The organism is Arthrobacter glycogeni (assembly GCF_054510815.1).
This window is the reverse complement of record NZ_JBTNDV010000003.1, coordinates 274,636-288,315: the sequence shown is the minus strand read 5'-3', so window position 1 is coordinate 288,315 and position 13,680 is coordinate 274,636. Positions and strand designations below refer to the sequence as shown.

16 protein-coding genes are annotated in these 13,680 nt (G+C 65.3%); 8 read left to right on the top strand and 8 right to left on the bottom strand.

The window, feature by feature from the left end; translation table 11 throughout:
* The first annotated feature begins 88 nt into the window (after positions 1-88).
* Positions 89-1,750, top strand: coding sequence for a gluzincin family metallopeptidase (locus ACX80G_RS05310; protein WP_459306162.1), 1,662 nt, complete (start codon positions 89-91; stop codon positions 1,748-1,750).
* Positions 1,751-1,787: 37 nt separating this feature from the next.
* Here ACX80G_RS05310 and ACX80G_RS05305 read toward each other — a convergent pair whose 3' ends face one another.
* The 4 genes from ACX80G_RS05305 to ACX80G_RS05290 all read right to left on the bottom strand — a co-directional run bounded on the left by ACX80G_RS05305 (position 1,788) and on the right by ACX80G_RS05290 (position 4,610).
* Complete coding sequence (locus ACX80G_RS05305) at positions 1,788-2,615, bottom strand: caspase family protein (protein ID WP_459306160.1); 828 nt, start codon at positions 2,613-2,615, stop codon at positions 1,788-1,790.
* Between the two features lie 74 nt (positions 2,616-2,689).
* Positions 2,690-3,799 carry a GTP pyrophosphokinase gene (locus ACX80G_RS05300; protein ID WP_459306159.1) on the bottom strand — a complete coding sequence of 370 codons (1,110 nt, stop codon included), beginning with the start codon at positions 3,797-3,799 and terminating at the stop codon, positions 2,690-2,692.
* A 69-nt stretch (positions 3,800-3,868) separates the two neighbouring features.
* Entirely contained in the window at positions 3,869-4,189 is a 321-nt protein-coding gene (locus tag ACX80G_RS05295; RefSeq protein ID WP_459306158.1) for a hypothetical protein, read from the bottom strand.
* A gap of 61 nt (positions 4,190-4,250) precedes the next feature.
* The gene (locus tag ACX80G_RS05290; protein WP_459306157.1) at positions 4,251-4,610 is read right to left on the bottom strand and encodes a hypothetical protein; all 360 of its coding nucleotides are present in this window, start codon (positions 4,608-4,610) and stop codon (positions 4,251-4,253) included.
* Positions 4,611-4,688: 78 nt separating this feature from the next.
* Between ACX80G_RS05290 and ACX80G_RS05285 the strand changes: the two genes are divergently transcribed.
* Complete coding sequence (locus ACX80G_RS05285) at positions 4,689-5,588, top strand: alpha/beta hydrolase family protein (protein WP_459306156.1); 900 nt, start codon at positions 4,689-4,691, stop codon at positions 5,586-5,588.
* A 98-nt stretch (positions 5,589-5,686) separates the two neighbouring features.
* Positions 5,687-6,613: an ROK family protein gene (locus ACX80G_RS05280; protein WP_459306155.1), complete on the top strand. Its 927-nt coding sequence runs from the start codon at positions 5,687-5,689 to the stop codon at positions 6,611-6,613.
* A 58-nt stretch (positions 6,614-6,671) separates the two neighbouring features.
* On the opposite strand, the gene ACX80G_RS05275 is transcribed toward ACX80G_RS05280, so the two are convergent.
* Positions 6,672-7,271, bottom strand: coding sequence for a DUF6318 family protein (locus ACX80G_RS05275; RefSeq protein ID WP_459306154.1), 600 nt, complete (start codon positions 7,269-7,271; stop codon positions 6,672-6,674).
* Between the two features lie 196 nt (positions 7,272-7,467).
* On the opposite strand from ACX80G_RS05275, the gene ACX80G_RS05270 reads away from it, so the two are divergent.
* The 5 genes from ACX80G_RS05270 (at position 7,468) to ACX80G_RS05250 (ending at position 10,892) form a co-directional block, all read left to right on the top strand.
* Positions 7,468-8,394, top strand: coding sequence for a carbohydrate kinase family protein (locus ACX80G_RS05270; RefSeq protein ID WP_459306152.1), 927 nt, complete (start codon positions 7,468-7,470; stop codon positions 8,392-8,394).
* A gap of 13 nt (positions 8,395-8,407) precedes the next feature.
* Positions 8,408-8,938: a YbhB/YbcL family Raf kinase inhibitor-like protein gene (locus tag ACX80G_RS05265; RefSeq protein ID WP_459306150.1), complete on the top strand. Its 531-nt coding sequence runs from the start codon at positions 8,408-8,410 to the stop codon at positions 8,936-8,938.
* A 31-nt stretch (positions 8,939-8,969) separates the two neighbouring features.
* Entirely contained in the window at positions 8,970-9,200 is a 231-nt protein-coding gene (locus ACX80G_RS05260) for a zinc-ribbon domain-containing protein (protein WP_459306149.1), read from the top strand.
* Between the two features lie 82 nt (positions 9,201-9,282).
* Complete coding sequence (locus ACX80G_RS05255; protein ID WP_459306148.1) at positions 9,283-10,095, top strand: HAD family hydrolase; 813 nt, start codon at positions 9,283-9,285, stop codon at positions 10,093-10,095.
* 2 nt (positions 10,096-10,097) lie between these two features.
* The gene (locus ACX80G_RS05250) at positions 10,098-10,892 is read left to right on the top strand and encodes a glycerophosphodiester phosphodiesterase family protein (RefSeq protein ID WP_459306147.1); all 795 of its coding nucleotides are present in this window, start codon (positions 10,098-10,100) and stop codon (positions 10,890-10,892) included.
* Positions 10,893-10,984: 92 nt separating this feature from the next.
* Here the strand turns inward: ACX80G_RS05250 and ACX80G_RS05245 are convergent, their stop codons facing one another.
* The 3 genes from ACX80G_RS05245 to ACX80G_RS05235 all read right to left on the bottom strand — a co-directional run bounded on the left by ACX80G_RS05245 (position 10,985) and on the right by ACX80G_RS05235 (position 13,651).
* The gene (locus ACX80G_RS05245; protein WP_459306146.1) at positions 10,985-11,842 is read right to left on the bottom strand and encodes a DNA-3-methyladenine glycosylase family protein; all 858 of its coding nucleotides are present in this window, start codon (positions 11,840-11,842) and stop codon (positions 10,985-10,987) included.
* A gap of 118 nt (positions 11,843-11,960) precedes the next feature.
* Positions 11,961-12,956 carry a hypothetical protein gene (locus ACX80G_RS05240; RefSeq protein ID WP_459306144.1) on the bottom strand — a complete coding sequence of 332 codons (996 nt, stop codon included), beginning with the start codon at positions 12,954-12,956 and terminating at the stop codon, positions 11,961-11,963.
* Positions 12,956-13,651, bottom strand: coding sequence for an aspartate/glutamate racemase family protein (locus tag ACX80G_RS05235; protein WP_459306142.1), 696 nt, complete (start codon positions 13,649-13,651; stop codon positions 12,956-12,958). The genes ACX80G_RS05240 and ACX80G_RS05235 overlap by 1 nt, the downstream gene beginning before the upstream one ends.
* Positions 13,652-13,680: the final 29 nt, after the last annotated feature.

The following is a 13,680-nucleotide window of genomic DNA, read 5'->3' as shown; positions in this document are numbered from 1 at the left end:
TGATCCTTGACGGCCGCGCCGCGGAGGTGGATATTGCAGGTAGCTGCCCAGCAGGCCACCAAGCATCACGGGCAGGCCGGAGGAGGAGGTGCCGATTGTGGGCGTGATGCTCGGTCCAGGGAGCCACACCGGGGAGCTGCGCCCGCTGACCATCCTCGCCGAAGGTCCCTTCACGCTGGGCCCGGATGGTCCCATGACGACGATGCTCAGGGTGCCCGTCGAGCGTATTGGCGTCGGCCCACGCAGCGCCCGATTCGACGTCGTCGTCCGCGGTCCCGAGGGCAAACCTCTGGACCTGCTCCTCGGGGAGGACGCCGACCCGTGGATGCTGATGGACGAGTGCCCGCCCCGCGATCTGGGGGAGCTGCTGGCCAACCGGCGGTTCCTCGCGCAACACACGTACGCAGTGGCAGCGTCGACCCTCGCGGCGTTTGAGTCCACCCTGGGACGCCGGATGGGCTGGCCCCGCGGACGGCGACTGAAAATCCACGCCTACGATACGGTGCCCTACGCCGACTCCGGATACGACCGGGAGGAGGGAGTGATCAGGTTTGGGCATCGCAGGGATGGCCGGGAGCGGTTGTCCGTGCCCCTGGCGTTGTACCGGGACCTGGTGGCCCATGAGGTGACACACGCCATCCTCGCCGGCTACCGGACGCGCTGGTCGGATCAGTTCGCGTCACTCGACCAGTTTGCCCTGCATGAGGCGATCGCCGATCTGGTGGCCATGCTGTCGGTGTTCTCGTCAGCGGACCGGGTGGAGCAGTTGCTGGACCCACTGGGATCCGGGGCAACAGATCTGGCGGGGCTGGATGAGCAGATCCTGTTGAGCGGTCTGTTCAGTTTCGGGGACGGGCTCTTCTCGCACGGCCCGGCACGCCAGTCCATGCGGACTCCGGTATCCGGCGACTGGCGGACCCTGCCGGATCCGCATCGACGAGGCGAACCGATTGTTCGGGTGATCCTCAACGTGGTGGCACGGCTCTGGAAGGTCCGGCTGGACCAGCCCGGTGGACGATCAAGTCTGTACCAGGTGGCGAAATCGGGGGCGAAGGTGGGCGAGCAGGTGCTGGCCATGCTCATTCGCGGACTGGGCTACATGGCGCCGGTGGACGTGACCTGGACCGACCTCCTGCGGGGCATCCTGTCAGCCGATCTGGTGCTGGTGCCTCAGGACCGGTACCGCTACCGGCAGGTGGTGCGGGACGCCTTTGCCGAAGTGGGAGTGACCACGGACCCTGACGAGCAGCTCTCCGGGACGGGTGCCATGAGCAGCCTCAGGTATCCCGTGCGGCTGTCGGCGTTGGGAACGGACCCGGAGGAGATTGTCCGGTTCATCTGGGAGAACGGCGACCTGCTCCGGGAAACTGCGATGGACGAACGGCATTCAATCACCGTGGACCGGGTGCGTCCGAGTATCAGGGTCAGTCCCGACGGGTTCGTGGTGTCGGAGATCGGCGCCTCGTTTGTGCAGGAGTTCACCATCGGACGAACTGAGATGCGCCGCCTGGGTCTGACCGGCCCCGGGCCGGTCACGGTCAGGGGTGGCGGGTTGCTGCGCTTCGACGAGGGGGGCCACCTCTGTTACGCGGCGTTGAAACCGGTCTACGACGCCCGGCGGCAGCAGAACATCCGGGAGGCCAAGAGCCGTGACGCGGCGATGCTCGCGGAGATTACCGCCGCTGCCGGATCCCGGGTCGGCGGCGCAGCGGAGAAGCTCACGTTCCACCGGCAGGGTCGTGGACGGTAGCTGGTCCGTGTCTCGGTGTATTGCCTAGGTGTATTGCCTAGGGCGCAGTGCCCCACGCCAGGCTTTTGGCTGCCGCCGGCGCCTCCAGCTGGGCCCGTTGGGTGAACCGCCCGCCGCGCAGGTCCGCGCTGACCCGCTTCAGGACTTCCCGGCGGCTCTTGGTCGGGTCGTCCCTGAGTGCCTTGAGCAGGAAATAGCTGAAGGCACCGCTGTACCGGCCAGAGAAGTCGGCGTCGGCCGCCGTTTGATCCGATCGGCAGGCCGCGAAGAGGACGGGTTTGGCTTTCGTGTCTGACCGCACCAGGTCGCGGAAAGCCCGCGGATCCGCCGATTCCGTCAGTTCGAGACCGAGCGGGGTGGGTGGCGGCACGAACCGCGGCCGCCGGGTGGGCAGCAGGTCCAGTGCCCTGAGGCCGGAGCCGCTGTGGCAGGTGTCGAGAACGACGTCGAGCAGGGCACCGTCGGGCAGGGTGCCCAGCAGGTCGTGCAGTTCGTCGTCGAGAATCAGCGTGGCGGGGTCCCACTGGTCGCCTTTTTGCCGCATGTCGAAGGTGACAAAGGCTTCGTCGGCGCCATCCGGTTCGTCCGCTGACGCATCGAGAACCTGGGTGCCGTGGCTGGAGAAGGTGAAAACCAGGTGGTCACCCGGCTTGGCCCGTTTGATCATCGCCTGCAGCTTCCCGACGACGGTGGCCTTCGTGGCCTTCGAATCCAGCAGCACCGTGACGTTCCGCTTCGCGAAACCGTACTGGCCGGTGAGCAGCGCGGAAAAGTCTTTGGCGTCGTTGACGCAGCCGTTGAGCCAGCCGTTGGTTGGAAGGTTCTCAAACTTATTGATGCCGACACAGAGTGCGTATTTGGACATAGCGCCGTTCCTCCCACGGGACCTGCCTCATCGCAGGTACGCCGCAACCTAGCGGGTGCAGTGTTACTGCTGCGTTACTGGCTGGTTCCGAGCGCCCGGTAGGTGGCCATCTGCCGATGCCGGCGCTGCAGGCTGTCGCGTCGCGGCGAGACGGCGGTGTCCGCGGCCTCGGCGGTCAGATCAATGTGGCGTTCACCGTAATGCCAGAGGAGAACGTCGTCGAGCAGCCGGTCGGGGCCCGGCGAATACCGGTGGTCCAGGGCGCGGCGCACTGAGGTGATGGTGTCCGCCTGGAGCAGCGAGGCGAGGGCCGTCGTCGTCGTCAGTCCGTGGGCAGCGAGCAGTTCGGCCGCCCAGCCCCAGTTGTCGTCAGACTTCCGGTCGACGTGCGGGAGGAGGGTCTGCCAGACGTCCCGCACCCGGTTGGGGGTAAGCGGGGCACTTCCTTCGCCGTCCTCGTCCCAGAACCCGGTGACCGTCTCATACCGTTCGTGGAGTTCCGCGAACGCCGACTCCACCGATTCGAGCATGGCCGCGGTACCCGTGAACTGCCGATCAAAGTAGGGGCTCCAGGCGCGCGGGTTGGAGGCCTTGAACCTGATGTCGTGTTCGATTTCCGACCAGGCGTGCGCCAGCACGGTGCGGATCTGCACCTCGAGCATGTAGCTTCCGCCCGCTTTCGCTGCAGGGTCAAGGGCCCGCTGGTACTCCTTCACGGCGTCGCTCTGGATTGTTCTCAGGATCAGGTGCCGGCTCGAGTAGCCGTAGGTGCCGGATTCGATGGTGCCGATGTCTTTTTCGCGGTCACCGCGGCAGTCGAATTCCTGGCGTTGCCGCTTGATCAGGTTGGCTGCAACGTCCACTTCGTGTGGCAGGGTGGTGATCACCCGGACCCCGACGACGTCGGTCAGGTTGCGCAGCGGATCAGGGAACACGAGGGTGGGGAGGTCCCCGGGAACGGCTGCAGCGAGCATCCGTGAGGCCTTGTCGCGGAATGACTGGACGGTTTTGGTCCGGGCGGTAACGAACAGGGGGCTCAACTCGGAGCCGACAAAAATTTCCTGGATCCCTGCCTGCATCTGCCGGGTCACCTCTTCAAGACGCAGGCGCACACGTTCGAACTCGCGGGTGCTCGCTTCCACCGCGGGGCGGAGACGGTCATCCAACTGATCCCAGGCGCTCATAAAGACTCCTCCGATGATGGCTTCAGGCCATCCTATCGGCCGGGTCTGACAGTCCTGGTGGAGGTTCGGTTAGAGGGGGCCACCGATCTGGCCCTGGCGGGCGGCGGTCGGCATGGAGTGGCTGTCGATGGGCCGGTCGTCGTCTTGGGTGGTCGCCTGCCGGGTGTCGTAGCTGCGTGCGGCGTTCAGGTCGCGGGATCGCATCCGCAGCCCGGTGATCACCAGGAACAGCCCGCCCAGCAGGAGGAGGGCTCCCACAGTGAACGGCGAAATCGTGGCGCCGTCGGCGGTGCCGTTGAACACCTCAAACAGAGCCGTGGGTAGGACGAAGATGGTCGCTACCAGAGCGGTGCCGCCGGCGATGAGCCGTCCGGTTCCTGAGGTGTTCATGGTTCCCCCTTGATTGGTCTGTCCATTCAAGCACCAGGGTCACCCCAACGGAAGGGATGGGTTAGAGCGAACCGAGATCCCCGGCACAACTACCGCTGGAAATTTGGGGGGTATGGATCACCCCGGTACCACCGCGAGCCCCTGCCTTGACGCCGCCCTGCCGCGTCGTATGGCTGGGTGCGTCGTAACTGAGGGAATCGTAGGTGCGAGGGGAATGAAGTTCTCGTGATCGACTCAGCGAGCCACTGAGCACCAGGCAAATGCCGCCGACCAGAAGGGCCAATCCCAGAGCGAAAAGCGCGACAACGGCACCCTCAGTTGTTCCGACGAAGACCTCGAACAGTGCCGACGGCAGGATGAATATCGTCGCGACTAGCGCTATCGAGCCGGCGACGAGCCGCCGGGTTCCTGTGCTATTCATGGTTCCCCCTTGATCGGTTTGTTCATTCAAACATCGGGATGACCGCAAGGGAAGGGCGGGTGCGGCTACGCTTCCGGTGTGGACAACCTATCCCGACGCACGCTGCTGGCTGCAGCTGGCACCCTTTTCGCCGCTACTGCCGCAGCAGCACTCGCAGGCTGCGCCCCCGGTGCACCCGCCGGCCCCACCCAGAATCCGGAGGACCCTGTGACACCGCAGCGCTACACCTATGGGGACGATCCGAGCCAGTTCACCGAGCTGTACCTCCCGGTGGGCCAACCCAGACCCGGCGTCGTCATCATCATTCACGGCGGCTACTGGGGCGCCGGCTATGGACTGGACTTAGGCCAGCCCCTTGCCGAGGACCTGGCGTCCCGCGGTTATGCCTGCTGGAACCTCGAGTACCGGCGGGCCGGCAACGCCGGTGGCTGGCCGGAGACCTTCGACGACGTGAGCTCAGGGATTGACCTCCTCGCGACGGCGGCAGCGGAGCACAGTCTCGATCTGGGCAGGACGACGGCGCTCGGCCACTCTGCCGGAGGCCATCTGGCGGTCTGGGCGGCCGGGCGGTCGACGCTTCCCGCCGGTGCGCCCGGGGCCGGGACGCCGCTGGTGCCGTTGACCGGCGTCGTCAGCCAGTCGGGTGTCCTGAACCTCGCCGAGGCAGATGAGCTGGGGCTGGGCGGGGGAGCGGTGCGGAACCTGTTGGTCGTTGATCCTGACGAGGACCCCGAACGGTACCGGCTCGCCGACCCGATGACGGCGATTCCCCTCACCATTCCGGTGCTGGCCCTGCACGGGGAGGAGGACTCTACGGTGCCGCTTAGCCAATCGGAAAGCTATGTGACCGCTGCGGATGCCGCTGGAGCTGACGTGGAGTTGATCATGATTCCCGGCGATCACTTCGCCATGATCACGCCCGGAACCGACGCCTGGACACAGGTGGTGCTGGCGGTGGATCGGCTGATGGTGGCGTAGCAAACGTAGCCCGCCCGGTCCCGCAGCGGGCCGCAACGAATTACTGTTGATCAGCGTTCGGGGATACCGTAATCAGACCGACTGAAAGGCGCCCATCGATGAGTGGCCCCACCCTTGCCGTGCTTGAAATTGGAGGCACCCACCTGACAGCCGCGCTGGTGGAATCCGGAACGTGGCGCATTGACCGGGAGTCCCTGGCGCGGGTTGACCTGCAGGCCCAGGGGACAGCGGAGAGCCTGGTCGAGGAGATCGGGGTTGCCGCCGACGCACTCGGGGGAGCACCGGGAGCCACCTGGTCGGTGGCGATCCCCGGACCTTTCGACTACGAACAGGGGATTGGCCGGTTTGAACATGTGGGGAAGTTCGACAGCCTGAATGGCTTCAACCTCGGTGCCGCCCTGCTGGAGCGCATCACCCCCACGCCCGGCATCATCCACTTCCTCAACGACGCCGACGCCTTCGGGATCGGCGAATATGCGCTCGGCGCCGCCCGCAACCGTGAACGTGCCATCTGCATCACCCTGGGGACCGGCGTCGGGTCAACGTTCCTTGTCGATGGGACACCCGTCAGCACCGGTCCAGCCGTCTCTCCCGATGGGAGCATCCATCACGAGCTGTATCAGGGCAGTCCGCTGGAAAACACCGTGTCCCGCAGGGCCATCCGCGCGGCTTATGCTGAGGCCGCCGGGGTGGATCCGGCAACAGGACTCGATGTACACACCATCGCCGACCTCAGCCGCTCCGGTGATGAAACCGCGCGGCGGGTGCTGGATGCCGCGTTTGGCGCCCTCGGGGAAACCCTGGCGGTGGCGATCAGGCGCTTCGATGCCGGGATCCTGGTAATCGGCGGGTCCATGTCCAGGTCCTGGGACCTGGTGGAACCTGCCATCCGCTCCGGACTGCGGGTGGCCGATCAGGGCCTCGAGGATTTCACGATCGAACAGGCAATCCTGCCCGACGACGCCGCACTGGTGGGGGCCGCCTACTGGGCCTCACAGCGTGAACGCGAGCGAACCGGAGGGTAGGGCTGTGCGGAAAATCCGACCCGGTCGTCAACGGCCTGCGCTGACGACCGGAACCTGATTACTCGGACGGAATTTCTGCGTCGGGGGTCTCTTCGAGGTAGGTGGTCTTCCAATCGCCGTCCGTGTAGACAACCGTCGCCGAATAGATGGTGCCGGCGGGGTCGAACGGACGGGTTTCCTGAACCTCGCCTGCCTCATCGAACGAGGTGTAGGCATCGGGGTTGACGGTGATCAAGGCGTCAACCTCGACGTCTTCGGCCACCTCATCAGCGGGGGTGGTGACGATGATCTGCTTGACCTTCGGCTGTCCGCCGAGAACCCAACCGCCGTCCTCGTAAATAGCCGCAAAGTCTTCGGCCACGGTAACCGCTGCCTCGGCGCCATCAAAGGAGGCAAGGAGCTTTTCGGTCTCCCCGGTGCGCTGGTTGTAGGACTTCAGTTCGAAGACGTGGTGGAGAAACGCCCGCGCGCCTTCGGGGCTCGCCTCGCCCATCAGGTCGTTCGTTTCCGGAGGCTGAATGTTCTGTGCGGGCGCGGTTGAGCTCGCGGGGGTGGGAGCCGCAGCCTCCGAAGGGGCAGCGGACTCGGTGGATTCGCCGCACGCGGTCAACGTGGCAAGAGCGATGACGGCGATGGCCGCGGCATTTCTGATCTTCATTGATTCCCCAACAGGTAGTAAGTTTCTGGCTCCGCTTAGGTCGGCGCACCCGGACAGTCTAACCGTAGCCTTAGGCAACTAGGCTCGGGATGGAGTCCACTGTGCCGGAGATCACACCCGATGACGATTGCCGGCCTAAGGATCCGTTCGGCGCCCGGCGGGGTCGCCTACCGGGTGGGGATGCTAACTTGTTAGCGTGCTCACCGTGATCGGGGAAACCCTTATAGACGAAGTCATCAGCGATGTCGCTTCACCCCGCGCCCACGTGGGGGGGAGCCCGATGAACGTGGCCGTGGGGCTTGCCCGGCTGGGGCACCCCTGCCGGTTCATCGGGCGCTGGGGGGACGACGAGTATGGCCGGATGATCCACGAGCACCTCAGCAGCAACTCGGTGCTGACTCCGATGGGGCAGGATCATTACCCCACCAGTATTGCCACCGCGCGCCTCGACCCAGCCGGCGGAGCCGCCTATTCGTTCCAGCTTGTCTGGGACCTTCCCACCATCAGTGAGCAGAAGGACCAGATCCTCGACGGCACCACCCTGCTACACACCGGCTCAATAGCCACAATGCTGGCGCCGGGTGCAGCCGAGGTGCTCGCCGTCGTCCAGCACGCCCACCCGCTGGCCACCATTTCCTACGACCCGAATTGTCGGCCGAGCATCGTCACCGACGTGGACTTCGCCCGCGCACAGGCCGAGAAATTCGTAGCGCTCGCCGACGTCGTCAAGGCCTCCGATGAGGACCTTGAGTGGCTCTACCCGGGCCAGGACGTGTTCGATACGGCTCGCCAATGGCTTGCTCACGGCCCAGCCATGGTGGTGGTGACACGTGGCTCCCTCGGGCCGTGGGCCGTCGTCGCGCGCGGCGAAACCTCGGTTCCGGCCCCCGCTACCCGGGTGGTGGACACGGTCGGCGCAGGAGACTCCTTCATGTCGGCGCTCCTGGGGTCACTGGTGGACCGCGGCCTCGTCGGCGCGCCTCGGCGGAATGAGTTGCGCCAATTATCCGTTGAGCAGATGGAAGCAGTCCTCGCCTACGCAGCAAAGGCGGCGGCCGTAACCGTCTCACGCGCCGGTGCTAACCCACCGGTGCGCAGCGAGCTAGTAGCAAACCCCCAGTGAAACAGGAGCAGTTATGACCCGCGATCCGTACGCAGACCTCCCCGCAGTCCCCGGCTTTAGCCTCACCAGCACCGACGTCGAGCACAACCAGCCCCTGGACGTCCGGCACGCCTCGGGGGCTATGGGCATCGAGGACGGGAAGGATCTGTCGCCCCAGCTGTCCTGGAGCGGGTTCCCCGAGGGGACAAAAAGCTTTGCCGTGACGGTCTATGACCCGGACGCCCCAACGGCCAGCGGGTTCTGGCACTGGGCGGTCTTCAATCTTCCAGTAAGCACCACGTCCCTGCCGTCCGGCGCTGGCGTGGACGGCGGCACCGATCTGCCCGAGGGCGCAGTTCAGTTGAAAAACGACGGCGGCTTCAGTGGCTTCATCGGAGCAGCACCTCCGGCCGGTCATGGACCGCACCACTATCACGTGGTGGTGCACGCTGTGGATGTGGAGAGCCTTGAGGTGCCAGCGGAAGGCAGCAACGCCTACCTCGGATTCAACCTTTTCTCCCATACGCTCGGACGCGCCCGGCTGATCCCCACGTTCGAGCAATAGATCACGTCACCCAGAGACTGGAAGCCGACCGATGTTCCTCCTGTTTGGTTTTAAGACTGCGGTCCGGCATTTGTTCAGCGTTTCGAACACCTGCCCATACTGCGGCCAGCTGATCGCGCAACGCGTCGAGGAACGCGCCACCCGCTTCACCCTGTTCTTCATTCCCCTGCTCACCACCCGACGCCGGTATGGCATCACCTGTTCCAACTGCGGCGGCTCGACCGTGCTTTCCAAACGGGAAAAAGAAGCGCTAGCCCGCTGATCTGAGCGATTCAGCACTAATCGGCGCAGGTAGGCTTAGACGACCCTGCTGTTTGAACTGCCCGCTGAAAGAGAGTACCCGCATGCGCCTGGTCGCCAGCGACATGGACGGAACTATCGTCGGCCACGACGGCAAGATCAGTGCCCGGACCGTCGAAGCGTTCCGGGCCTGCCTGGATGCCGGAGTCGAAGTTGTTTTTGTCACCGGACGGCCCCCGCGGTGGCTGGACCCGCTGCGTGAACAGCTGGAACACCGCGGCACGGTCATCTGCTCCAACGGTGCAGTGACCTACAGCCTTCACGACGAAAGGGTGTTGAGCGCACACCTCCTGGAGCACAGCAACATTCTGGCAGCCCGCGAGATCATTCTCGACCTCTACCCGGCCGCCTCCTTCGCCGCCGAAACAGTCAACGGCTTCCACATCGAGCACGGGTTCGCCGAAGACGGCTCGGTGGAACTGCTCGCCGGGGCCGTCGCCATGCCGCTCGCGGACTCCCTCGCGGGAGAGCGGGTGATCAAATTCCTGGCCCGGGAACGCGACGTCTTGCCCGATCACTTCCTGAACACCGTCCGACCAGCCGTCGCCCACCTGGTCACCGCAACCCACTCGGCACCCAGCATCGCCCTGCTGGAAATGTCGATGCCCGGCATCAACAAGTCGGTCACCCTCGCCGAATTCGCCGCGAGCCGTGGGATCAGCCAGGCCGACGTCGTCGCCTTCGGAGACATGCCCAATGACGTGCAGATGTTGACCTGGGCGGGCACCGGATACGCGATGGCCTCCGGGCATCCCGAAGCGATCATGGCTGCCGATCTGCAGGCCCCAGCCTTCGAGAACGACGGCGTGGCGCAGATCCTCGAGGAGCGCCTGGCCGCCCTGAACGCCGCCCCGTAAGGATGCTGCCCTACCTGCGAAACGTCGGACCGGCCGGAGAGCAGCGGAAGCTCGCTCTCTCGCATCGCGGGTTTTCGCTCGACGGGTTGGAAAACTCGATGGTCGCCTTCGCCGCCGCAGTCGAGCTGGGCTTCGGCTATCTGGAGATCGACATCCGCACCACCAGTGACGGCGTTGTCGTGGTCTTCCACGACGAGCTGTTGGACCGGGTCTGCGACGCTGCTGGCCCGGTGGCCGATCGTACGCGGGAGGAATTGGGGGCCGTCCTCATCCGGGGCGTCGAGCCGATTCCCACCCTTGAAGAGGTGCTGACCCGGTGGCCAGCCATGAAACTGAATATCGACATCAAGGACGACGCTTCGGTGGAGCCGTTCGTCGAGCTGGTGGAGCGGTTCGGTGCGCATGACCGGGTGTTGGTCGCCTCTTTTTCGGATCGGCGGCGGCTGAAGGTACTGAAACTGCTGTCCCGACCGGTGGCATCGTCGGCGGGGATGGTGTGGTCGGCGTCGCTGTGGCTGCTAGGTCCACTCGGCCAGACGCGGCGCCTCGCCCAACTGGCCAAGGTCGATTGTCTGCAGCTGCCGGTGCGCCATGCCGGCATCGTGGTGGTGACCGAACGGTTCGTCAGGCGGTGCAGGAAGGCCGGACTGCCGCTCCACGTCTGGACCATCAACGACGCCGAGTCGATGGATCGGCTCCTATCACTGGGCGGTGGTGTGGACGGGCTGGTATCCGACCGCGCAGACCGGCTGGCCGCTGCTATGCGCCGCCGCGGTCAGTGGCCCCAAAGCACGTAGGCCCGGCCGACCGGACTGCTCCGAAAAAAGTGTCCCACCCGCAGACGCGCTGTTGGGCAACCACTATTGTGCGGCCCAGGCACTTGCTTGGCTCAAAGGGTGGTCGGCCGGTAGGTAGCTTCGGTCCACAGGTGGAACAGGGCATACGCGCGATACGGTCGCCACCGCTGGGACCAGGTCTCGGCTTCACTGATGCTGGGGTTGTTCATGGCCCGGCGCAGCACAAGGTCACCCGGCGTGAAGGCGTCCCGATCGCCAAGCACCCTGACCGCCAGGTAGTCGGCGGACCAGGGGCCGATCCCAGGAAGAGCCAGCAGGGCCTTCCGGACCGCAACGGGGTCACCGTGAAGAGTCAGCCCGTCACAGAAGGCCCGCGCAACGTGCTGCACGGTCGCTCCCCGCGTTCGGGTCACGCCGACGGCGCTGCGCAGGGCCTCCGCCGGAGCAGCAGCCAGTAACTCGGGAGTGGGGAAGGTGGTCAGTCCGGCGTCGCCCGGGATGCCGTAGGCGGACGCCAGCCGTCCGCCAAACGTCCCAGCGGCAGCCACCGAAACCTGCTGGCCGAGGACAGTCATGATGGCAGCTTCGAACGGTTCTGGATAACCGACGGCGCGCAGGCCTGGGCGACGCCGGACCAGCGGTCCGAGCAGGGGGTCCGGGTCGAAGGCCCCGGTTACCTTCTCGAGGTCGGCGTCCAGATCGAGCCAGCGTCGGATCGTTGCCGCCAGATCGGGGATTTCGCTGGCAGGTGCCCTGGTGCTGACCGTCACCCCCGATGAGCCGATGGTGACGGTCACCGCGTACTGGCCATTGGGTGTGCTGAGGAGCCGTGAGTGGGACAGCCCAGCCGGGTCGGGGATTTCACAGCCGGGGATGAAGTGGTTTGAGAGCAGGGAAACCATTGGCCCCACCTCGATCGGTCCGTTGGCTGCCAGCGAAAATTTCTTCACCGGGCAAGCCTACGGCCGGTTCCCGGCCCGCCATGACCAGGAAAGTGCCTCACCTGCAGACGCGCTGTTGGGCAACCACTACTGGGCAGCTGCAGCACTTTTCTGGCCCGGGCAAAGCCTACTGAAGCACCGGATCGGTCAGCGTCCTCAAATATTCGAGGGCTTGCGGGCCGTACTGGGCCATCGATGCGTCGTCGGCGTGAACCAGGAGCCGCAGCCAGGACCCATAACGGTGAAGCCGCGCCAGCTTCAGCGCTGGCTCGACGACGAGACGCAGCTCGGTCATGGGAGCAAAGTCGGTCCAGCACTTGAGGTAGGCGGTAATGACTTGCCGGATCCGCGGGTCGTCGACTGTGGTCTGCCACTGTTCCTGCATCACAGTCAGCGGAACATACAGCGAACTGAAGGGGTGCGCCCAGTAGGAGTCACCGAAGTCGAAGAATCTCAGCGGGGCGGTGGTGGTTCCCGGGATGAAGGCGTTGCCTGGGTGGAGGTCGTTGTGTTCAAGGCTCAGGGGGATTCCCACTACCAGAAGCGTTGCGGCGGCCTGCTCAAGGGTCGGGATACTGGCAAAAATACCGTCGGCCGCCTGCGCTGAGAGATGCAGGGGATGTTCGGGCGGCAGGCCCGTGTGAAGGAGCAGCTGGTTGCTGGCGAAGTTCCCGGCAATTCCGGGATCCATGCTGACCAGGCCAACGGCGGCCAGCGGGGCGCCGTGTGGAATGAGCTGCCGTTGGAGGTCAGCGAAGTCCTTCACCACACGGACCCATAATTGGTAGTCGGTCGACTTGAGGGAGGCGAGGGTCTTCCCATGGTCGGGGGTGAGCAGCCAGCCCTTGGCCGGTTCGAAGGCCAGGGGTGCGGCAACATGGTCCGGCACCAGTTCGGACATCCGGGCCACGAGGGCTGCCTCAGTGAACTGGCCGGGGTTGTTTTCCTTGAACCAGAGCCGTCCGTGATTCGTTGTCACGGTGAGTTGGGTGGACCAGAACCGGGTCCGGGTCGGTTCCAGCGGGCCTGTCTGCGTCAGGTTGCAGCCTTCGAGCACCTGGGTGATCCACTGCTGCACAGCTTCCCGCCACTCCGGTGACGCCCAGACCTGCTGTCGGTCCATCAGCGGCCCGCCAACGCTGCGGTCAGAGCGGCCCCGGCGTGGATGGCGGTGGTGGGAAACAGGTGCAGCGGCGTGTCCGCGGGTGATACCAGCAGTTCTATCTCGGTGCACCCAAGAATAACTCCCTGGGCACCACTGGCTCCGAGCGCCTCGATGATGCTGAGATACCTGCGCCGCGAGTGGGTCGAGATGATTCCCAAACACAGCTCCTCGTAAATGATCCGGTGGGCGACTGCCCGATCCTCGGTGCCGGGTGTCAGGACTTCCACGCCGTGTACTGCAAGCCGGTCCCGGTGAAAGTCCTGCTCCATCGTGAATGCTGTTCCGAGCAGCCCCACTGTGCTCATGCCTGCTGCGCGGACCGCGTCAGCGACGACGTCGACGAGGTGGATGAACGGAACACGGACTGCCTGCTCGATGGCTGGCGCGACCCGGTGCATGGTGTTGGTACACAGGACGATCAGCTCCGCCCCGGCAGCCTCCAAATCACGGGCACCCTGGGCCATAAGTGTGCCGGCTTCGTCCCAGCGACCCTCCGTCTGAAGTGCTTCGATCACGGCGAAATCAACCGATCGCAGCACACAGTCGGCCGAATGGAAGCCACCCAGCCGCTCCTTCACACCGTCGTTGATCAGCCGGTAGTACTCGGCGCTACTTTCCCAGCTCATCCCGCCCAGTAACCCGATCCTCAGCATCACACCAGTTTAGGCACTGCCAGCCAGGG

Excerpts from the sequence above, each read along its gene's own strand:
- ACX80G_RS05265 (WP_459306150.1), top strand. The coding sequence starts at position 8,408 with ATGACCCGCGATCCGTACGCAGACCTCCCCGCAGTCCCCGGCTTTAGC.
- ACX80G_RS05300 (WP_459306159.1), bottom strand. The coding sequence starts at position 3,799 with ATGAGCGCCTGGGATCAGTTGGATGACCGTCTCCGCCCCGCGGTGGAA.
- ACX80G_RS05295 (WP_459306158.1), bottom strand. The coding sequence starts at position 4,189 with ATGAACACCTCAGGAACCGGACGGCTCATCGCCGGCGGCACCGCTCTG.
- ACX80G_RS05275 (WP_459306154.1), bottom strand. The coding sequence starts at position 7,271 with ATGAAGATCAGAAATGCCGCGGCCATCGCCGTCATCGCTCTTGCCACG.
- ACX80G_RS05255 (WP_459306148.1), top strand. The coding sequence starts at position 9,283 with ATGCGCCTGGTCGCCAGCGACATGGACGGAACTATCGTCGGCCACGAC.
- ACX80G_RS05290 (WP_459306157.1), bottom strand. The coding sequence starts at position 4,610 with ATGAATAGCACAGGAACCCGGCGGCTCGTCGCCGGCTCGATAGCGCTA.
- ACX80G_RS05260 (WP_459306149.1), top strand. The coding sequence starts at position 8,970 with ATGTTCCTCCTGTTTGGTTTTAAGACTGCGGTCCGGCATTTGTTCAGC.
- ACX80G_RS05240 (WP_459306144.1), bottom strand. The coding sequence starts at position 12,956 with ATGGACCGACAGCAGGTCTGGGCGTCACCGGAGTGGCGGGAAGCTGTG.
- ACX80G_RS05235 (WP_459306142.1), bottom strand. The coding sequence starts at position 13,651 with ATGCTGAGGATCGGGTTACTGGGCGGGATGAGCTGGGAAAGTAGCGCC.
- ACX80G_RS05280 (WP_459306155.1), top strand. The coding sequence starts at position 5,687 with ATGAGTGGCCCCACCCTTGCCGTGCTTGAAATTGGAGGCACCCACCTG.
- ACX80G_RS05305 (WP_459306160.1), bottom strand. The coding sequence starts at position 2,615 with ATGTCCAAATACGCACTCTGTGTCGGCATCAATAAGTTTGAGAACCTT.
- ACX80G_RS05250 (WP_459306147.1), top strand. The coding sequence starts at position 10,098 with ATGCTGCCCTACCTGCGAAACGTCGGACCGGCCGGAGAGCAGCGGAAG.